General features: G+C 53.2%; 19 protein-coding genes. 8 read left to right on the top strand and 11 right to left on the bottom strand.

Annotated elements, in window-relative coordinates; genetic code table 11:
• Positions 1–638: 638 nt before the first annotated feature.
• From L6439_RS12140 to L6439_RS12130, 3 genes are all read right to left on the bottom strand, one after another.
• On the bottom strand, positions 639–1,028 hold the full coding sequence (locus L6439_RS12140; protein ID WP_168182962.1) for a hypothetical protein: 390 nt from the start codon (positions 1,026–1,028) through the stop codon (positions 639–641).
• Between the two features lie 224 nt (positions 1,029–1,252).
• Positions 1,253–2,698 (bottom strand): MBL fold metallo-hydrolase, encoded by a 1,446-nt coding sequence (locus L6439_RS12135; RefSeq protein ID WP_168182961.1) that lies wholly within the window; start codon positions 2,696–2,698, stop codon positions 1,253–1,255.
• 77 nt (positions 2,699–2,775) lie between these two features.
• The gene (locus tag L6439_RS12130) at positions 2,776–3,975 is read right to left on the bottom strand and encodes an FAD/NAD(P)-binding oxidoreductase (RefSeq protein ID WP_168182965.1); all 1,200 of its coding nucleotides are present in this window, start codon (positions 3,973–3,975) and stop codon (positions 2,776–2,778) included.
• Positions 3,976–4,328: 353 nt separating this feature from the next.
• Between L6439_RS12130 and L6439_RS12125 the strand changes: the two genes are divergently transcribed.
• Complete coding sequence (locus tag L6439_RS12125; protein ID WP_213471198.1) at positions 4,329–5,792, top strand: DHA2 family efflux MFS transporter permease subunit; 1,464 nt, start codon at positions 4,329–4,331, stop codon at positions 5,790–5,792.
• Between the two features lie 35 nt (positions 5,793–5,827).
• Here the strand turns inward: L6439_RS12125 and L6439_RS12120 are convergent, their stop codons facing one another.
• Together L6439_RS12120 and L6439_RS12115 are read right to left on the bottom strand one after the other, a co-directional pair.
• Entirely contained in the window at positions 5,828–6,487 is a 660-nt protein-coding gene (locus L6439_RS12120) for a response regulator transcription factor (RefSeq protein ID WP_213471233.1), read from the bottom strand.
• Between the two features lie 14 nt (positions 6,488–6,501).
• A complete protein-coding gene (locus tag L6439_RS12115) occupies positions 6,502–6,696 on the bottom strand; it encodes a hypothetical protein (RefSeq protein ID WP_213471199.1) in 195 nt (64 codons plus the stop codon).
• Positions 6,697–7,310: 614 nt separating this feature from the next.
• Between L6439_RS12115 and L6439_RS12110 the strand changes: the two genes are divergently transcribed.
• Complete coding sequence (locus tag L6439_RS12110) at positions 7,311–8,411, top strand: ATP-binding cassette domain-containing protein (protein ID WP_213471200.1); 1,101 nt, start codon at positions 7,311–7,313, stop codon at positions 8,409–8,411.
• A gap of 147 nt (positions 8,412–8,558) precedes the next feature.
• On the opposite strand, the gene L6439_RS12105 is transcribed toward L6439_RS12110, so the two are convergent.
• The 3 genes from L6439_RS12105 to L6439_RS12095 all read right to left on the bottom strand — a co-directional run bounded on the left by L6439_RS12105 (position 8,559) and on the right by L6439_RS12095 (position 11,326).
• Positions 8,559–9,452, bottom strand: a complete 894-nt coding sequence (locus L6439_RS12105) for a TetR/AcrR family transcriptional regulator (protein ID WP_213471201.1) — start codon at positions 9,450–9,452, stop codon at positions 8,559–8,561.
• Positions 9,453–9,623: 171 nt separating this feature from the next.
• Complete coding sequence (locus L6439_RS12100) at positions 9,624–10,121, bottom strand: GNAT family N-acetyltransferase (protein ID WP_168182955.1); 498 nt, start codon at positions 10,119–10,121, stop codon at positions 9,624–9,626.
• A 356-nt stretch (positions 10,122–10,477) separates the two neighbouring features.
• On the bottom strand, positions 10,478–11,326 hold the full coding sequence (locus tag L6439_RS12095; protein ID WP_237096908.1) for a VanW family protein: 849 nt from the start codon (positions 11,324–11,326) through the stop codon (positions 10,478–10,480).
• Positions 11,327–11,543: 217 nt separating this feature from the next.
• Between L6439_RS12095 and L6439_RS12090 the strand changes: the two genes are divergently transcribed.
• The 4 genes from L6439_RS12090 to L6439_RS12075 all read left to right on the top strand — a co-directional run bounded on the left by L6439_RS12090 (position 11,544) and on the right by L6439_RS12075 (position 14,147).
• Positions 11,544–12,704, top strand: coding sequence for a hypothetical protein (locus L6439_RS12090; RefSeq protein WP_213471202.1), 1,161 nt, complete (start codon positions 11,544–11,546; stop codon positions 12,702–12,704).
• Between the two features lie 162 nt (positions 12,705–12,866).
• Complete coding sequence (locus L6439_RS12085; RefSeq protein WP_213471203.1) at positions 12,867–13,436, top strand: TetR/AcrR family transcriptional regulator; 570 nt, start codon at positions 12,867–12,869, stop codon at positions 13,434–13,436.
• 58 nt (positions 13,437–13,494) lie between these two features.
• Positions 13,495–13,833 carry a DMT family transporter gene (locus L6439_RS12080; protein WP_168182953.1) on the top strand — a complete coding sequence of 113 codons (339 nt, stop codon included), beginning with the start codon at positions 13,495–13,497 and terminating at the stop codon, positions 13,831–13,833.
• Positions 13,833–14,147, top strand: coding sequence for a DMT family transporter (locus L6439_RS12075; RefSeq protein WP_213471204.1), 315 nt, complete (start codon positions 13,833–13,835; stop codon positions 14,145–14,147). The genes L6439_RS12080 and L6439_RS12075 overlap by 1 nt, the downstream gene beginning before the upstream one ends.
• Positions 14,148–14,245: 98 nt before the next feature.
• On the opposite strand, the gene L6439_RS12070 is transcribed toward L6439_RS12075, so the two are convergent.
• Together L6439_RS12070 and L6439_RS12065 are read right to left on the bottom strand one after the other, a co-directional pair.
• Positions 14,246–15,238 (bottom strand): serine hydrolase domain-containing protein, encoded by a 993-nt coding sequence (locus tag L6439_RS12070; protein ID WP_213471205.1) that lies wholly within the window; start codon positions 15,236–15,238, stop codon positions 14,246–14,248.
• 122 nt (positions 15,239–15,360) lie between these two features.
• Complete coding sequence (locus L6439_RS12065; RefSeq protein ID WP_237096836.1) at positions 15,361–16,074, bottom strand: YwqG family protein; 714 nt, start codon at positions 16,072–16,074, stop codon at positions 15,361–15,363.
• 329 nt (positions 16,075–16,403) lie between these two features.
• On the opposite strand from L6439_RS12065, the gene L6439_RS12060 reads away from it, so the two are divergent.
• Together L6439_RS12060 and L6439_RS12055 are read left to right on the top strand one after the other, a co-directional pair.
• Positions 16,404–17,267 (top strand): alpha/beta fold hydrolase, encoded by an 864-nt coding sequence (locus L6439_RS12060; protein ID WP_237096835.1) that lies wholly within the window; start codon positions 16,404–16,406, stop codon positions 17,265–17,267.
• Between the two features lie 13 nt (positions 17,268–17,280).
• On the top strand, positions 17,281–17,652 hold the full coding sequence (locus L6439_RS12055; protein WP_213471207.1) for a hypothetical protein: 372 nt from the start codon (positions 17,281–17,283) through the stop codon (positions 17,650–17,652).
• Between the two features lie 879 nt (positions 17,653–18,531).
• Here the strand turns inward: L6439_RS12055 and L6439_RS12050 are convergent.
• Positions 18,532–18,894, bottom strand: a complete 363-nt coding sequence (locus tag L6439_RS12050; protein WP_168178077.1) for a (2Fe-2S) ferredoxin domain-containing protein — start codon at positions 18,892–18,894, stop codon at positions 18,532–18,534.
• Between the last annotated feature and the right edge of the window lie 21 nt (positions 18,895–18,915).

Raw genomic sequence — 18,915 nt, 5'->3', positions numbered from 1 at the left:
CTCGGAATTTAGCGTCTTGAGGTTAAAAATGATGCGCCTGTGCAGCAATTTCATACGGGGACCAGCTTGCTTCGTGCACGGACTAGCTTACTTCATGCACGGATTAGCTTACTTCACACGGAGACTAGCTTGCTTCATGCGCGGACCAGATTACTTCACACGGAGACTAGCTTACTTCATGCACGGACTAGCTTACTTCATACGGGGATCAGCTTACTTCATACACGGACTAGCTTACTTCACACGGAGACTAGCTTACTTCATGCGCGGACTAGCTTACTTCATACGGGGATCAGCTTACTTCATACACGGACTAGCTTACTTCACACGGAGACTAGCTTACTTCATGCGCGGACTAGCTTACTTCATACGGGGATCAGCTTACTTCATACACGGACTAGCTTCTTTCATACAGGGACTAGCTTATTTCATGCGCGGACTAGCTTGCTTCATGCGCGGACTAGCTTGCTCTAACCTAACCTGTTCTGCCATCCCCGGCCTCGCCCTTCATAAAAAAGACTGTCGACAGGACTTGGTCGACAGTCTGAGGCGAGTCAGGTCGCCCCTGACTCGCCTTGACGGTTCTTGTTGACACGCTGCATGCGGCTATCGATTTTCGGATGGCCCGCTGCCGCCGATCAGTTGATTTTGTATGTAACCGTGAAGTGATTCATCGTGTACGAAGATGGAGCGGCAAATTGAAAATACAGATAACCGTCTTCCGTCGCCGTAAAAATCCTGCCTACATTGCTATTGTAAAAAGTGCCGAGATGATAGTATGAACTATACACCGAATAATAGGCATAGCTTCCTTGCGCATAAACGGTAAGCTGCTGCCCCTTCTTCAAATAGATTCCTTCCCATGGGCTGACTTCATTCGGCCGCAGCGCGTAATACTTGACGAATTGCTGGCCTTCTTGAACGACGGGACCGGCAGAGGCGCTAGGAACAGGGTTCTGAGAAGCATAGGCCGGCGAAGCGGTAGCCAGGATAGCTAACGCGGACAGCGATAGCAGAAGCTTCTTCATTTCACATCACTCCTTAAATATTTGTATTTGATGAAATATATGGTAGATCTACCTTCTTAAATATAACAAAAGCAGAATATAATGTAAACCTATTTTTCCTAATTTTTGCGCCATTTGGTAGAATAGATCTGAGTTCGCAGCTCCGCCGATAATGGAAACGCCAAAAAGCGGCTCTCCACAGGCCATTGCAGCCTGATTGAAGAGCCGCTCAGCAGAACCGGTCTTTACTTCAGGATAGGGAATCCTTCCTCACGCCATCGGACGATGCCCCCCTGCAAATTCATGACATGCTTGCAGCCTTGCGCCTGCAGAATGCTGGCCGCAATCGCCGAACGCGCCCCTGTCCGGCATTGGGCTAGCACCGGCTTGCCTGCGGGCACCTCGCGAATGCGGCCCGGAAGGGTGCCGAGCAGAACATGACTGGCCCCCGGAATGCGGCCTTCCTCCCATTCCGCCCCGGAGCGCACGTCCACCACCGCGACCTCCCCGGCGAGAACCTGATCGGCGATATCCGCCGGCGCCACTTCGCGATAGGATTCCAGGCCCGACGCCGCCGGATCGATGCCGCTCCACAGCGCGGAAGCCTCGATCGTGCCCGCGATCCGGTCGATGCCGATGGACCGCATGTCGCGGACAATCTCGGGCAGCTGATCCGCTTCCCCCATCACGTAGAGCGGCCGTTCGTCATCGACGAGCCATCCGGCCCAGGTCGTGAAGGAACGGTTGTACGGCAGGTTGAGCGTTCCCTTCACATGCCCGGACGCAAACTCCGCGCTAGGCCGCGTATCGATCACAACCGCCCCTTCCTCCGCAAGATCGGAGACCGCCGCGAGTGTCCCCTCAATCCACTCCGGTGCGGGAAGCCGGGAGAGCAGCGCCGGACCATCGCGGTTCACCCGCTTCATGCGGGGAAAATAGGTTGGAGGCTCGGGCTGTCCCGCCAACAACGCGGCGGTGAAGGCCGACTCGTCCTCCATGGATAAGGCCCAATTGAATCGCTTCTCGTAGCCGGCCGTCGAGGACGGGATCGCGCCAAGCGCCTTGCCGCAGGCGCTGCCTGCTCCGTGGGCCGGCCACACCTGCACATAGTCAGGCAGCTGCTTGAAGCGCTGCAGGGAGCGGTACATTTGCCTTGCTCCCTCCGCGGCGGTGCCTGCCAGACCCACCGCCTTCTCCAGCAGATCCGGGCGGCCAATATCGCCAACGAAGACGAAGTCGCCCGTGAAGATGCCCATCGGGCTATCGGCGCCTCCGCCCCGGTCCGTCAGCAGGAACGACACGCTCTCGGGCGTATGTCCCGGCGTATGCAGCACCTCGAACTCGAGCCGGCCCACCAGGAACCGATCCCCGTCCCGAACCAGCCGATGCTTGATCGCTGCCCCGTCCTCCCCGCCGTTCACGTAAACGTAAGACCAATCCGGTCCGCCTTCGTCCGATACGTATAGGGTCGCCCCATGCTCTTCTCCGAGCTCGCGGGCGCCCGATACGAAGTCGGCGTGGATATGCGTCTCGGCCGCGGCCACGACCATCAGCCCCTCGGCCTGGGCCGTCCGGATATACGGAACAACATCGCGGGCGGGATCGATCACGATCGCTTCCCCCGTCGCTTGGCAGCCTACGAGATACGAGGCGTGAGCCAGCTTCTCATCATAAAAATAGCGCAGCAGCATAAATGCCGCTCTCCCCTTTCTCTGAACATATTCAACCTTCCGTTTTCTATCTGTCCTGATGACATTCGATCCGGCGGCTACATCCGCCCCTTCAGCATGCCGTGCCAGTACAGCTTCGGCAGCAGATCCTTCTTCAGCACATACATGCTGCAACGCTCCTTCGACTGGTCGAAGGGGAACGTCTCACGCGGCTTCAAATCATAATCGAACTCCGCCAGAATAAGCCGGTTGTACCCCGTTACGAGGGGGCACGATGTATACCCGTCGTAGCTTGCATCGAGCGGCCGCCCCGCCAGCACGTTCAACACATTGCGCGCCGCCGCCGGAGCTTGCTTCCGAATGGCCGCGCCTGTCTTCGAGGTCGGCAGATTGCTGCAATCGCCCAGAGCGAACACGTTCGCGAACCGGACATGCTGCATCGTATGCTTGTCGACCTCGGCCCACCCGCCCGGACCGGCAAGCGGACTGTCCCGGATGAAGGACGGGGCGGACATCGGCGGCACGACATGAATCATATCGTACCGGAGCGTCTCCCGCTCCTTCGTGTCCACATGCTCGAAGACCGCTACCCGCTTGGCGGAGTCAATCTCGACCAGATTGCGCTTGTATTTGGCCGTGATGCCCTTGCGTTCCACCACCTTGTCGAGCGCCGCGGCATACTTCGGCACAGCGAAAATCGACGCATTGCCGGACGCAAAGATAATATCGGTCTTCTCCCTTACCCCCGCGCGCCGGAATGCGTCATCGGCCAAATACATGATTTTCTGGGGCGCGCCGCCGCACTTGATAGGCGTGTTCGGCTGCGTGAAAATCGCGGTGCCGCCGCGGAATTCACGGATCGAGCGCCAAGTGCTGTCCACATAGCGGTAATCGTAGTTGCTGCACACGCCTTCGCGCCCGATGCACTCCTTCAGCCCCTTAATCCGATCCCAATCCACCTGGATGCCCGCCGCGACGACGAGCACATCATACCGAATGACGGTGCCGTTGCTTGTAACGATGCGATTCTCGTCCGGACGGAAATGCGCGACCGCTTCCCGCAGCCAATCGGCTCCCTTCGGGATAAGCGATTGCTGATCGCGCTCCGTCACCTCCTTGCGCACGACTCCGCCGCCGACAAGCGTCCACAAGGGCTGATAGTAATGCTTGGCCTGCGGATCGACGAGCACGACGGAGCCGTGCAGTTCGGCCGACGCGCGCAGCAAACGGGCCGCAACCGACAATCCGGCGCTGCCTGCTCCGACAATGGCGACGGCATAGTGAAGTTGCTGTGGCATCACTTACCTTCCCCCTGTTCCCAGATGCTGCTAGCTTGCTTCTGCACTCAATCTCTAAGGCCTTGCCTGCCGTTGTATTCCAATGTTCGCCATGGGACCCTAAATGCACCAATGGTCAAATTATATGGCTGGACTTCGGTTTCTATGATTTTCTTTTTGAGGCCAAGGCAAAAAATGAGCAGCCGTTGACATCTCTGATTCTCATCGCTATTATTTATACTACAGAAAGTGACTGATTGGTTTTATTGAAAACTATTTGTTTTCCATATGGGAGCAAGAAGCCCCTCCATGTTCCTGCACCTTATCAGTTTCCTTCAACATTCCACATTACTTAGAAAGCAGGTCTTAACGTTATGCACAACAACCAATCTGCAGCACCTCCTTCTCTCCAGGGCGGTGAAGTCTCGCTCAAACAGTTATTCGCGCCTCTTCTTGCCGTCATCATTGGAACTTTTATGGTTATACTAGACAGCACCGTCGTCAATGTTGCCATTCCGACACTCGTAGATTACTTTGATGCTTCACTTCAATCTATTCAATGGTCGGTGACGGCATATACGCTTGCATTGTCAGCGGTAATCCCGCTCGCAGGCTGGATGTCGGATCAATTTCAAGCCAAGCGGGTGTTCCTGGCTTCTATAGGGTTGTTCACGGCCGGATCTATCCTGTGCGCGTTCGCGCAGACTACCGAGCAATTGATCTTTTTTCGGGTGCTTCAGGGGATTGGAGGCGGAATGGTCTCGCCTATCGGGATGGCGATGGTCTACCGTCTTGCGCCGGCCAGCCAACGAGGTTCTGTCATAGGCATGTTCGGGATTCCGATGCTGCTTGCCCCGGCCCTGGGTCCGGTCTTGTCCGGGTGGCTGGTGGAATATGTAACCTGGCAGTGGATTTTTCTTATTAATCTACCAATTGGAATAGCGGGAATTGTGATTGGGCGGAAATGGCTGCCTTCCTCTCCAAGCATGCAGGCCCCTTCTCTGGACATGAAGGGGATGATCCTTGGACCGCTCGCTTTTTCCATGATTACCTTCGGAGTTAGCGAGGGCGGGGTAAGCTGGACCTCTGGGAGAACGTTAACCGGCCTGGTTATTGGAGGGCTTTCTCTGATTCTCTTTGTCATCTCTTGCTTGCGTCATCGACAACCCTTGCTGGAGCTCCGCGTTTTCCGGTCTGCGGACTTTACCCGCGGCATTGTCATCTCATGGGTGATGCAGACCGCCCTATTTGGGACCGTTTTGTTATTTCCGCTTCTGCTTCAGCAAATGAAACAATATACGCCGCTGGAGACGGGGCTAATCATGCTGCCGCAGGCACTGGGCTCCATGATCTGTATGCCTATTGCGGGCAAAATTTTTGACAAGGTTGGAGCGCGTCCCCCTCTCCTGGTTGGCATGACGCTGATCACGGGCGCGCTGTTCACCATGTCATGCCTTACGCCGGACACCTCGTTAGCGATCATTATGAGCGCGCTGTTTTTGCTAGGTTCCGGGATGGGCCTGTCCATGATGGCTTTGAACACTCATGTATTGAATGCAACTCCCCGAGACCTTGTCGGCAGGGTTACACCGCTTACCAGCGCTTCTCAGCAAGTCGTCTCTTCGTTCGCCATTGCCGGGTTTACCGGATATTTCGCTTCGCGCATGACGGTGAACATGGCCCGGCCCACCGCAGAAATGACGATACTGCAAGCCAGCGCGGAATCTTTCGGGGAGACGTTTTTTCTGGCTGCGTGTATAGCCGGGGCAGGTTTGATTTCAAGCCTTTTTCTCAGAAAACCAAAACATCAAGAGGCCGAAGCCAAGGATGGCAAATAGTACGTCATGGATCGCACGGCATTGACATGCTCACGTTACAATCGGCCCAGCTTGCTCAAGTATAGCACGAGCTCCGTCCGGTTCCTGCATTCGAGCTTGTCCAGTATTCGGGATACATAATTTTTAACCGTTCCCTCCGTGACGAACAGAGCTTGAGCGATCTCCTTATTGCTGCTGCCGGACAGGATATGCCGGGCGACTTCCGCCTCTCTCGGGGTAAGAAGCCCCAGCTTGTCCGGCACGGGAGCCTCCGGACGAGGCGGCATAGAGTTGTCCCGTCCGGAGGAGATAGCTTCTACCATGCGTTCGGTCACCTTCGGATTGAGAAGCACGCTGCCGGAATATACCGTTTTAATCGCGTTTAAAATGTCGGCAGAACCGGAATCTTTTAAAATATATCCTTCCACCCCGTTCTTCAACCCTTGGATAATATATTCATCTTCATTGAAGGTGGTCAGAATGATAATCTTGACCTTCGGATGCTGCTCCTTCACCAATTGGGCAGCCGTAATCCCGTCCATCACCGGCATTCTGATGTCCATGAGGATCACATCAGGCGTCGTCACTTCAAGCTGTTCCAACAACACCTTGCCGTTTGGCACTTCGCCGATGACCGAGACCTCCTCATACATGCTCAGTATCATTTTAAGCCCTTCCCGAACGATTTCCTGGTCATCTGCAATCATTACCTTGATCATAGCGTCCCCCTTCATTCATGCGTGCCGCCCGCTGCTTCCCCCCGCCTGCTCAGGCTGCGGAGGAGGGCGGACAACAGTAGTAAATCCCTTGCCGGAACTCCATTGAAGTTGTCCTCCGGGAGCGGCAGGCCGCCGTTCCATCCCCAATAGGCCGTTCGGCTTGGCCAGCGGACCGCTTTTTCAGAGCGTTGGCATAAATGTAGCATGCGAATTCCCGACTCCTGGTAACAGATGCGAATCGCGGAAGGTCGACAGTCGGAGTTGTCCACCCTGGTAAACATTCCGGTCAAGGAGAGGCGGAGAGGTTCCGCAGAAAATACGTAATTCTATGTATGTATAATGTATGAACCGCTTTTCACAATAAGGCCATGCCCCTCCTTTGATAGGGAAAGGGCCGTGGCGAGGAACTCCTTCGTCTGGTCCGGCCCGGAGTCGATTGCTTGGCGTGCCTATTCCAGGTTCCGGCTTAACGTGCCCAAGGGACTCATGGCCTTCCCGGGATTCCGGTCAGCTCTTCAACGGCAGGCGAATAGATCTGCAGCGCGGCATTGGCTTCCTGCAGCTCCTTATATTGCCAGCCCCTTTTGCTTTTCTTACTACCAGTTGCAAATAACGATGGTTTCTGTTCCTTCTCCTGTTCTTTCCATCATATCACTTAATGATATCATGGCTTTTTTAGGTTTCATAGATAACGAAAGTCATCGAAAGAACAGGAAAAGTTGTGCGGCGATTGAGTACTTTTGTGAATTGGGCGGAGCTCGCCATCATTCTACAATATTTTCTGCAGGGCAAATTAAATGACAACAGGAGGTATGAATAGATGCTTGAGCGAATCCGTCTGACCGGAAAATACGGCAGTCATACGATTATCAACAAGTTGTCCCTTCATGCGCAGCAAGCGGAAGCGGGGCTTGCGGGGCCGAGCGGCCCCGGGAAATCCCCCACGGTATCCAGGAGTTCCGCGGTGCTGGAGCCTAGCAGCGGAGATATCTTGATCGTCGTGCCCCAGGATATTGCTCTGGATGAACCTTTGAACGCCAGGGAAAATAAGCTGAAGGTTTTCGTCCGCCTGCATGGCTTGGACGGGCGATCGCTGCAAGCAAGGAGGCATGAGGTTTTCGAGTTGATCGGTCTATCCGGCCACAGAAAAGAGGATATCGTCGAGTTTTCCGGGGGAATGCAACGAAGCGTAAATATCGGCGTTGCCTTGATGAACCGGGAAAATGGAAAAACCGCGATTTATTCAAACCATTGCGTGGAGGAGGTTGAGCTGCTCTGCTCTCGGGTCGCCATTGCGGATCAAGGGAGGCTCCTTCCTTATGGCACGAAGGACGAGTTGAAGCACGGGACGGGACCTCTGGCCTCGCTGACGGTCATCTTCCATTCCATGGACAGCGAGGCGGCCGGCAAGGCACAGCATGTCCCCGGAAATACAAAAGTCACAATGGACAAGCAGCAACTGTCGAGTCTGGTGAATTCGCATGAAGACAGTGTGAGGAAGATAACGGATGGCCTGCGAAGCCTGGGCGCTGTGCTTGGCCGTCGGATGAGTTCCCCTGTGAAATGGGCAAACAGCCCAAGCATACGGTATGCAGCTGGCGTATACGGACTGGCTCTCGGCTCTCTCGTTCTGTGCTGCGGATTGCCGGCGAACAATCATGACGCGATATCCAGCTTTGCCGCATCGGTATTATATGAGTCCGGTTTCTCGGGAGGCCTTTTTTTCGATAAAGATGCTTTTCCGCCCGCTGTGAAGACAGTTCAGTCCGCCACGCCCAATGGAAAGGCCATTAACGCCTGCCTCCATATTTTTCAGGGCGGGTGCCTGACCGATATGTTGACGGATATTTTCATGCTTGCGGGTGCGGCAGCCGTATTTTTCATCGCGGTTCTCTTATTGGCGGGCAGGAAGGGGCAATAAAAATGCCGCTATTCCCGATTGGTTCCGCTGCTCTCCAGAACCATTCCAGGAACTCGGCATCGATGCATCCCCGTTCAAGAACGTCCCCTCCCGGATGTCGGACCGCCGGTCCGGCACGGGAATGGGGCGGGATCGGATACGAAACCTTTACTGCCCGCTTGCATTGGGCATCAGTGACTGGAGCTGGTGAACATAAAATCCGAGCTCCCTCTCCGCCGCCAGATCCCGAAGCAGCGCTTGTGTTAAAAATCCTCTCGGCTGATCTTTTTCCAGCTCGTCCCGCAGCATGGCCGCAACATCGGATAAATCTTTTTTTCTTGCGTTCGGAACGGACATATCGGGTATGATCGATAATATCGTATTGAACAAGGCAGATCTTCGAATCTCCTGAATGCCGTTCTCGGGTTCAAATTGCGCATCCGCATATTCCTTCATGAGTTCATCCGTAAGAAGGGGGGCCGGCGAATGCCGCTTCAAGCCCATGATGAGATCATCCATGCGGCCGGCTATAAACAAGGCTACATCTTTCTGCGCCAGCGGCTTGTACCCGAACAGCAAATGAAAGGTATACTCCCTTATCATTCCGTTGAACAGGGCCGTGACGTCCCATTTCCAGCCCTCCACAATAGAGCCGTACTGACGGACCAAAATATCCTGGTAGTAACGAAACATATTGATCTGGAGCTGTTTAATGACGGCTCCTATTTTATCGTTATTTGCGGGCGGGAGTTCGTTATGATCGCGCGATATATAATATCCATGCTCGATGAAAAAGCCGATCTGACAAGCGATCTCCTCAAGGAAGGTTTCTCTTTTCGACAACCCTTTTTGTTTAATTTTTTCGACAGCATCCATCATGTTTTGCTGCCGCAGCTCAAGGATATGAATATATAAATCTTCTTTTGAGGCAAAATGCTTATATAAGGAGCCTTTCGCAATGCTGCAATCGTCGGCGATATCTTGAATGGACGTCGCTTGGTATCCTTTTTCCGCGAAAAGCCTGATCGCGGATTGTACAATTTTTTCCTTTAACATGCTCATGCTGATCCCCCCTTTGACAACGACGTTTCTTAATTTGTACTTGTCCCATATAAGTATACGCCTGCTTTTTACAAAATCACAATCAATCATGGTCCCCCGCCGAACCGGAATGACCGGCAGCAACTCATCAAAGCTGATGAAGCTGTCATAGAATGAATGTTCGAATTCATATTACGCTTGGATCGAACGCTTCATCGCCATAAACTCAACCTCTCCATCTCCGACCTTGCTTCGGAATAAGGGGCCCTTGGCAAACCCGGCGCGCTCATAAACTTTGATCGCCCGTTCATTAAATGCGGCCACAACCAATTGAATATCGGTGGTCTGATAACGTTCGCGGATAAATTCAAGGCTGCTCGTTACAAAACCGGCTCCCATGCCCTTCCCCGTGAACTCCGGATGCAGGCCCAAGCCAAAATCCAGGTACGTTTCCTGGCCATAAATCCCGATATCATAACCTCCCGGCACACGCGCCGAGCTGCCTGTACAGATATACCCGATTAAGACATTCTCATTATCCAGGGCATAAAAATAGTCCCCGTTCATAAACTCTGCAATGGTATCCTCATCCCCGTCCATACTATAAAGAGAATAAGGCTCGTCATAAGTCCAATTCGCAATGATGGAGGCATAGTCCTCTGTCATGGGGAAATAACGCAGAGATAACATGGAATATCGATTCCTTTCATATTAGAGTGAGCAAGCTATGAAGGCGCACCTTTATCATGAAATCGTTTTTTCTTTGATATGGTACCTCCCTGTTAGAGGCTGACCGCGCTCCAAGTTGTGCCCCAAGCCCGAATGGCATGTAAATAGACATCATAACCCCTATTGGGAAAAATTGCACAAATCCCCTTTTATCCTGTCGGCTCCCTTCCAATGTCCAAGAAGCGGCGATTTCCGGCTCGGTTTCGCGGATGCCCTCCCATTTTATCAAAAGTATAGAAAACCGGTTGCTAGAATGCAACCATTTTCGTGAAAAAGCGGAAAAGCATGCCTGCATCAGCGGGCATGCTTTTCTTCCTTTATTCATGTATGTTCGCTTCTAAATCAAGAGAAATCTCTTCAGGCAATCGCCGGGACGTCCCCGGGACCTCGCGCGGACGATAATTAATCACATCGGAAGAATACACCGCTACGGTCATTTGGCCCCCGCCGGCATGAGCCCGAATGAGAACCGGTTGATTATACAGGTTCTGAAAGGTGAAATCCGGCCCGCCCCAGCTCACCGTAGCATCGCGGCCAGGCGGCACATAGGGCACATGCCGGCTGTGGGAGTAACGCTGCTTGACGGCAAGCCCTGCCCGGTCCACGGCATTAAACAGGGTTGAGGATACCTGGCAGATCCCTCCGCCTATCCCTTCCGAATATTCACCGCGTACGATAATCGGAGCTTGCCTGTACCCTTTGGCCGTGGTACGCATTCCGACAACCCGGTTGAACGAGAAATGTTCGCCCGGAAACACGACAGTGTTATTGATCGCTTGCGCGGCCAGGGCAACATTATGCGAACGATTTTTGTTCCTGGAATTATAGAACGTGACGTAATATCCGATTCTCTTGTCGCGAATATGGGCCAGCAGCTCGCTGTCAACCTTGGCATGAACCTTCAAGCGGGGCGCTTCGATAGATAACGGACCCGCCCCATAGAGGAAGGAATAGAATTGCTCTCGAAAACGGGCGCGATCCAGCTTGTAGCCGATCTGTTCCGGAATTATCTCCTCGTAATCCCCAATCCGGGCGTTCCTGGGGGCTTTAACCATTTTCTTATCAAGATCATCGAGGAACCGGTCTATTTTTTCGTCGTCCAGCAGCGGAAAGACCGGCGTCACATAATCGGCACGATTCACGGTCGCTACGCCGCGTCCCTCCATGCCGATCTGAAGACTTCCGGGAATCAGGGCCTGGTGCAGCAGAAGCAGGATTTGAACATATGTATTCCAACTCACATCGGGACACCCCAGTTCACGAAATGTACCTCCATACATTTCCCTGAACAGCGGCTGAATATAGATACATAATATGATAAGAAATGACAACACTATCCCTGTCTATCGCTTTGGCGTATTTCATTGACATGGAGGCCCGATTATGAATCCTTTGTTGACTCGCATCGTCCTATTCTTCCTGATCATTTCTTGCTTGCCCGTTCACGACACAGCCGTCCATGCGGCACGCAAGCCGCAAGTCACGGCTTCCATCAGCGTGCGCGCCACGCCTTCCGCCGCGTTCGAACATAAGAAGGTTCTTAACCCGAAGGAAGCCGCCCAACTTCTGGAGGGGAGCCGGGAGGAAGAGGCCTCACGCCCGGCTTCGCTCACCGATACGTACTTATTAATCTCGCGGAAAGGCCAAGCGAGAGCATTTCGGATGGAGAAGCCCGGCGTCTTATGGAGCGCAGCGGAGTCCAGACGGCTAATCCTTGCTCCGAAAGCGGCCCAGCTATTGCAAACATATTGCGCGGAATTAAAGGAACGCCACTACGGGAAAAGCATCTCTTGGAGTGAAGCGCAGCAATTAATCCCGCGAAAAAGCACTTTCTCCATCATCGATTTGGAAAAAGGGCTCTCGTTTCGCGTCCAGCGGCGGGCGGGAAGCAGACATGCCGACGTGCAGCCGCTGACCAAAGAGGACACGAAGATTATGAAGCAAATTTATGATAACCAATGGAGCTGGAAACGAAGAGCGATTATCGTCGTTACGGATAAACATAAGATTGCCGCTTCCATGAATGGCATGCCCCATGGAGGAGATGGAATTCCGGGCAATGGATTTTCAGGCCATTTCTGCGTTCATTTTTTGGGAAGCAGCACACACCGCTCCGCCAATCCGGATTTATTTCACCAGTTGATGGTTCATACCGCTTCCGGACAACGCGAAGCCTTTCTCCATGCGGCATCGCCCGCCATCCTTGCGGAAATTTTCATTGGGGCACTATCTGTCCGGGACCCCGATCTCCTTCGAAGCGTCGCGAATGGTCTGGAACCCGAAGCCGTAGACTTCTTTTTGCATGAGATGGAGAATGGAACCAGCTTTCGGCTGGCGACCCAGAACAAGCGCAACGGCAAACCTCGACAGAGCGAACAAGACACGAGTGACAGCCTGACGGCGGAAGTGACTCACAGCGTGTCGTGGCGCCGCAAGAACGCGGCCGAAAGGAGCTCGGTCTTCCAATTTGAATTTGTCCGGGAGTCCTTGCATTCTCCTTGGAGACTAAGCAGTGTCAACAGCAGCATGAAGCCGCGCCGTTAACGTTTTTCTCACATTATGAATTGATAAAATCTCCGTCATATGCTTTAATTTTCAATAATAAGAAGTGGCTCTGCAAAACGGCTTAAGCAGGGTCATTGACTAATGTAATTTCTTCTGTTACAATGAATGACGTTCAGTCATTTCTGCCGGGAGGTACCGCATATGGACAAAAGAGAAAAGATCGTACAGGCGTCCATCGAAGTTTTTAAAGAGAAAGGGATCGAAAAAGCAAAAATCGCAGACATCGTAAAAAAGGCAGAGATCGCTCAGGGAACGTTTTATCTGTATTTTCCCTCCAAGTTGTCGGTTATGCCTGTCATTGCGGAGCAAATTGTTCTTCAATTCATGAAGAAAATTGAAGCCGCAGTTTCGCTGGACGAACCGTTGACCGAACAACTGCGTCAATTGGTGGATGCCATCTTTCAGGTTACGGGTGAATTTCGAGATGTATCCGTTCTTGTCTATGCAGGCCTTTCCACAACCGAAAATATGAGCAAATGGGAAAACATTTATGCGCCGCTGTACGATTTGGTCGCTTCTTTGTTCGAGACAAATAAACAACGCCGCCTTATTCGTGAAAACCTCGATCCCGCACGTACGGCCAAATTAGTGCTTGGCCTGATCGAATCGGCCGCGGAGCAAGTCTTTTTATATGATGCGTACGATCAACAAAATGAAATCACTCAAAAGGCTGAATTACTGACATTTTTAGAGCATGCTTTGCGTCCGTAAAGTATGTCCTCTTTTCAACAAAAAATGACTGAATGTCATTCATTTAGGAGTGTGTGCGATGAACAAATATTGGCTGTATGTCATCTTAACCTGTTTATTAGAGATGGTCTGGGTTTTTGGCTTTAGCACGGCAGATGCGGTTTGGCAGTGGATTTTGCTCGCGGGCGTCATTATCGTTGATTTTTATTTCCTGTCCAAAGCTTGCGAGGGGCTGCCTACCGGGACGGTCTATGCCATTTTTGCCGGTGTCGGTTCCATCGGGACGGTCTTGATGGATTACTTCTTGTTCGGCGGAAATATGAGCGCCCTCAAATTGGTCTTCATCGGGCTGCTTGTGGCCGGAGTCATTGGTTTGAAGCTCGCTGACAATCAAGCGGAAGAAAGGAGTCATCAATAATGGGTTGGTTATTTGTTACTTTAGCTGCATTAAGTGAAAGCGTTGGTGTTGTAGGGTTGAAGCTGTTCAGCCAGGAAAAGAACCTCCGGAACGGCGCCCTATTCGCAGGGGGGTTCGCCCTCTCCTTCGGTCTGCTGTATCAGGCCTTCGGCTATTTGCAATTGAGTATCGCGTATGCGGTCTGGATTGGAATCGGAACCGCCGGCGCCGTGCTGATCAATATGATCTTTTTCGGAGAATCCAAAAGCGCGGCCCGCCTTGTCAGCTTGGCTCTGATTATTGTGGGGGTTACGGGATTAAAGCTTGTCTCATAAAGAAGGGATTCCCGCGACGGGGCGCGAAGGCTGTCGAGATGATCTCGGCAGCCTTTTACGTCTGCTCTCTGCGACATCAGAATTACCGCCCTTTCCTATCACAGCAGCTCCGCCGTCCGGGTTACGATATCGCCTTCGACGATAGAATCATGATTGCTCAGCATGATGACCGTGGCCTTCTTCTCCGGATAATAACGGTATTTGCTCCAGTATCCCGGGAGATGTCCGCCATGGCCGCGGCTGAGCGAATCCAGAGACAGCCCGTATCCGTAAGAGCGGGCGGCATCAACGGAGGCATGGGGCGAGAACATCAGGTCCAACGTGGCTTGCGCGACGAGAGGAACGGTTCGCATCTGCAAGAATCGATCCCATTGGAGCAAATCGGGCGCGGTTGAGTATAAATTCCCTGATGCCTTGAAATTAGACACTTCAAAGAAGGGAGCTTTTTTCAGCACCGTGCCGTCTTCCCTGCTCCGCGTATAACCATGGGCCAAGCCCGGAACGATGGCGCGGCTGCAGCCACAGTCCGTACCGTTCATGTCAAGCGGTCCCCAAATATGTTCCTGCATATATTCGCGGTAGGAGATCCCCGTCATATGTTCTATTATCGCTCCAAGCAGGTTATATCCGGTATTGGAGTATTTCCACCCGCTTCCCGGCGTGAACTCCAGCGGCAAATGCGCTACCAGCCCCAAAAGTCCCTCATCCGAATAGGCGCGCCTGCCCAGATCCCCGAAAGCGGAAAGAGTTTCGAAGTCCGGCATGCCCGATGTATGTGTAAGAAGGTGGTGAACCGTAATGCTCGAGTCGATCGCCAGACTTGCCGGCAAGTAGTTGGCCGCCCGCCGATGAAGTTCTATCGCTCCTCTCTCCATCAGCATGAGAACGGCCAGCGCCGTCATCGGCTTCGTAATTGAGGCAATGCAAAATTTCGTATCGATGCGATTCGCTACTTGGTGCTCGGTATTCGCTTCCCCGTAAGCTTTGGCGAATACAAGCCTGCCTTCCTGTGCCACCAGCACTGTGCCGCTGTATTGTTGTTCAGCCGCATAATCGTCAAAATGCTTTTCCAGCATAGTCTCTACAGGCATGTTCCCTTCCCCTCTGCCGATCGGCGGCGGCCGACATGGCTGCCTTTGGCGCCGCACGATACAGCCTTATGTATTCCCCCCGCTATCATGTGGCGCCCCTTATGCTGCCGGTGGTCGAATGATCAGCCACATTGCATCTGACACACAACCCGGTCAAACCGCATCGCCGCCAAATCCTCTTCTCTGATCCAATAATAAATCCGTCCGACATCTCCCCACATGACGCCGGTCTTCTCTTCTTCGGAATCCATCTGCAAGAGAAGCCGCCAGCGCAACGCCGATGGCAGCATGCGGCTGCGGGAGGCTGGTTCGCGCAAACTGTCATAAGAAAGTCCCGCAGCGATCAGCTCGGAACCGATCTGCATATCTCCTTGAATCTGGTCAGGATGGCCGAGCAAACGATGAATATAATCGTCAGGCGGCCATTGCGCGCCTAACTTCTCAAGAAACACGCTCCAATACTTCTCAAAATCTTCCCTGTTTTCCGTCCACCCCAGTCCCAGATTCTCCAGATAAGCCGATTCTGCAGCAGGAACGCATAAACCCGGAACGAAGTCGATCCGATTCGATCTCAGCACGGCTCCCTCGTCAAGCTCGCCGGGTGAAGGTGTGCGCTGCAACCCGCCCAACCGCTCTGGAGCAGAATAGATTACGCTGCACGTTCCAGGATTGTTATAGAATTCTTCGTCCTCATACATCGCCTCGACCGCATAAAAAAAGGAAAGCAGACCTTCCTGCGGGAGTTCCAGCTCAGGCGGCAGATCGGCCATGTTCAGCTGGGCGATAAAAGACTGATTGTAGTGCTTCCACTTCGGCCACTCCACATCATCCGGCAAGTCGGGGTGTCCCCCTACTTTGCTGCATCCGACCGGCAGATTCCGGTCTTCTTCGGGCCGCAGCCGAAGTTGGCAAGTCGGGAAAATCAAGGATGCTAACGACTCTCGATACGGTTCCAATCCGGCTTGCTCGAGCAAGCGAACAATTGCTTCTCTATTCACGTGATAACCTCCTCCTCACCCGCTCCCCTAAGTATAACTTCGGATCATAATATTGGAAACGGCAAAAAAGGCGCGAAGCAGTTCTTGCTGCCTTGGCCTCTCCCTCATATAATCGATAATGAGAAGCATTTTCAATTACAGTCGATCGAATTGTGGGAGGCGAGCAGATGACAACGATGAACTCTACCCGTTCACATACATACGGACAGAGCTTTTTCCACACGGTTGGGGATGGACGCCGGTTGCATTATATGGTTAGCGGGAGCGGCACCCCGACGGTCGTGTTCGAATCCGGCATGGGGTTTTCCCGATCCGTCTGGGGTCTTGTGCAGCCCCTCGTCGCCGAACGGGCTCGTACTGTCGTGTACGACCGCGCAGGCATGGGGCGAAGCGATCCGGATACGGCCCCGCGGACGCTTCGCCGAATCGCTGACGATCTCGACAGCCTGCTCCGCGCGCTCGGGCCTGGCCCTTTCATCCTGGTCGGGCACAGTTGGGGCGGTCCTATCGTTCGGGTCGCGGCAGCCGCTGATCCTTCCCGAATACGCGGCATCGTGCTGGTCGATCAGAGCGACGAGCGCTGCGATATGTACTTCGATCCGTCCGGAAGCAAGCGGCAAGCGATGATGCGCGTTCTCGTGCCGCTGCTGGCCCGGCTCGGAATTTACCGCCTGCTCGGCAGCCGGGCCGGCCGTATTCAGCCCGCGGATGTCGCGGCTGATCACCGCAATGAGGACTTCACGGTACAGGCAGCCCGCGCGATGATCGCCGAACTGGCGCCGTTCAACGATGAGTTGGCCAAGCTGCGCGACCAGCCTCTCGATCTTGGCGATCTGGAGGTCAGCTTAATCTCGGGCACGAAGATGTCCCTGCTTGAGCGCAGCGTGCGGCCGGCCATCGCCGCGGCCCATCGCCAGACGGCGGGGGCCTTGGCCAACGGACGCTGGGTCGAGGCTCCGAATTCCGGCCATCTCGTCATATTCAGCGAACCGGAACTGATCGCGAACGAGATCAACCGCATGATCGGCTGAACCGGAACTGATCATGAACGAGATCAACCGCATGATTGGCTGTACCGCTGCTGGTGACAACCCTATTTCGATGCAACAAAAAGCTAAAGGGATGGATCGCTTCTTCTCGGGGGCAATTTTGATACCCTTTATGCACCATCTCCGTCGGCACGAACGTATCGCTGGCCTCATGAATGAAGGATCTTATAGGCATTGGCAAAAGATTGAGGCAAAGGGTGAACAGAGATTATGGAGGCGGAAAAAAACGGCGGCGGCAGAGCGCGGGATTGGAGGGAAATCAGCAAAATCCTGCATCAGTCAGGCTGTTGGAAAACCCCTGTTTTTTGTGAAGGGGTGGAGATGGTCCATTTTCGTCATCCAAACTTTGGCTCTTAGAGTGTTTTAAATCGATTTTCTCTACCGGGAGAAGAGATCAATCACAAGTAAAAAGCCCCATAGACTACTCAATGGCCTGATGTTACGGGATCCAAGCGACCGCGTCGGATGCTGGGGGCATCATCGTATTATCCGGCCTGCTGGAAGCATTATCGGCCTGCTCGAAGCATCGTTGCCTCCTGGGGCTTGGACGTGCGGAGGAAATTGCTGCTATTTTACAGGAATTTCGGCTTAATGAGTCCATATCCCGAGGAATTGCTGCAAATCTACATCATTTTAGGCCCTTTTGCTTCAAGCCGAAGCGAAACGGGGAAAATTCCTGTAATTTTGCAGGATTCCCTTTCTGGACTAGTCGTCCCTATCGAATTGCTGTATTTATGCAGGATTTCGCTTACTGAATAGGAGCGTCTGGAGAAATCGTGGAGTTTTGCGGATTTCGACTGCCGGATGGGCGTGTCTAGGGAAATGGTGCAGTTTTCAGGATGGTGGAAATATCCATTTTCCTACTCAAAACTTCTTTCTCAACAGCCTGATCAGTGCATCATTTTATGCGAGTAGATCTACTATTTGATATATTTCCTGCGAAAATACATTATTTTCGTCTTTTTTTGTCTTAAACCTATTAGCTAGCCTGAAATTGATGTAGTTTTGCAGCAATACCTGTAAAGATGCTCAGGTCATAAAGAAAAACTGCACTTTTACAGTATTTTCGGCGTGAGAAGCAGGGCGGGGCTGTCTCGCTGCACCTGAATCGGCTCTGGAGACAGCCCCCTTATGATCAGGACTGGATTAGCAACAGATAATTCATGCTCCCCCATTCCCCAGACGTGAGTGTCAAAAACGTTGCCTGAGGCGGACGCGGCATGGCTAAGGCTCGCTGTGACAAGCTCTAGCTCGTCGGTTTATCTTTGCCGGCTGCGGAGCGGCCGGTCGCGATGAAGCGGCGATCATACGAATAGACCATTTGCTCGTCCAGCCGCTCGCCTGCCAACTGCTTGCGCACCAGTTCCCTTCCCAGCTCCGGGGTCATTTCCTTATACCAGACCCCTTCCGGGTAAGCGATGACGACACAAGCGTCCGTACAGCGGCCATTGCAGCGGGTGCGGGTCGTATGAATCTGTTTTTTCGCGCCGAGCGCCGAGATCTCTTCCCGGATCGCTTGCGTCACCTCATCGGCCTGCTGCTTCATGCAATTCCCGCCGTTGCATATCAGCAGATGATGACGGGTCTCCTCCAAGTTCCATGTTGGCATAGTTGTTCTCCTTCCCCATTG

Source organism: Paenibacillus dendritiformis, assembly GCF_021654795.1.
Classification (GTDB): Bacteria; Bacillota; Bacilli; order Paenibacillales; family Paenibacillaceae; genus Paenibacillus_B.
This window is presented reverse-complemented; position numbering and strand designations above follow the sequence as displayed.

Bases quoted from the DNA above. Each gene is read 5' to 3' on its own strand.
- L6439_RS12140 (WP_168182962.1), bottom strand. From the start codon at position 1,028: ATGAAGAAGCTTCTGCTATCGCTGTCCGCGTTAGCTATCCTGGCTACC.
- L6439_RS12135 (WP_168182961.1), bottom strand. From the start codon at position 2,698: ATGCTGCTGCGCTATTTTTATGATGAGAAGCTGGCTCACGCCTCGTAT.
- L6439_RS12130 (WP_168182965.1), bottom strand. From the start codon at position 3,975: ATGCCACAGCAACTTCACTATGCCGTCGCCATTGTCGGAGCAGGCAGC.
- L6439_RS12125 (WP_213471198.1), top strand. From the start codon at position 4,329: ATGCACAACAACCAATCTGCAGCACCTCCTTCTCTCCAGGGCGGTGAA.
- L6439_RS12115 (WP_213471199.1), bottom strand. From the start codon at position 6,696: ATGCTACATTTATGCCAACGCTCTGAAAAAGCGGTCCGCTGGCCAAGC.
- L6439_RS12110 (WP_213471200.1), top strand. From the start codon at position 7,311: ATGCTTGAGCGAATCCGTCTGACCGGAAAATACGGCAGTCATACGATT.
- L6439_RS12105 (WP_213471201.1), bottom strand. From the start codon at position 9,452: ATGAGCATGTTAAAGGAAAAAATTGTACAATCCGCGATCAGGCTTTTC.
- L6439_RS12100 (WP_168182955.1), bottom strand. From the start codon at position 10,121: ATGTTATCTCTGCGTTATTTCCCCATGACAGAGGACTATGCCTCCATC.
- L6439_RS12095 (WP_237096908.1), bottom strand. From the start codon at position 11,326: ATGGAGGGACGCGGCGTAGCGACCGTGAATCGTGCCGATTATGTGACG.
- L6439_RS12090 (WP_213471202.1), top strand. From the start codon at position 11,544: ATGAATCCTTTGTTGACTCGCATCGTCCTATTCTTCCTGATCATTTCT.
- L6439_RS12085 (WP_213471203.1), top strand. From the start codon at position 12,867: ATGGACAAAAGAGAAAAGATCGTACAGGCGTCCATCGAAGTTTTTAAA.
- L6439_RS12080 (WP_168182953.1), top strand. From the start codon at position 13,495: ATGAACAAATATTGGCTGTATGTCATCTTAACCTGTTTATTAGAGATG.
- L6439_RS12075 (WP_213471204.1), top strand. From the start codon at position 13,833: ATGGGTTGGTTATTTGTTACTTTAGCTGCATTAAGTGAAAGCGTTGGT.
- L6439_RS12070 (WP_213471205.1), bottom strand. From the start codon at position 15,238: ATGCCTGTAGAGACTATGCTGGAAAAGCATTTTGACGATTATGCGGCT.
- L6439_RS12060 (WP_237096835.1), top strand. From the start codon at position 16,404: ATGACAACGATGAACTCTACCCGTTCACATACATACGGACAGAGCTTT.
- L6439_RS12055 (WP_213471207.1), top strand. From the start codon at position 17,281: ATGAACGAGATCAACCGCATGATTGGCTGTACCGCTGCTGGTGACAAC.
- L6439_RS12050 (WP_168178077.1), bottom strand. From the start codon at position 18,894: ATGCCAACATGGAACTTGGAGGAGACCCGTCATCATCTGCTGATATGC.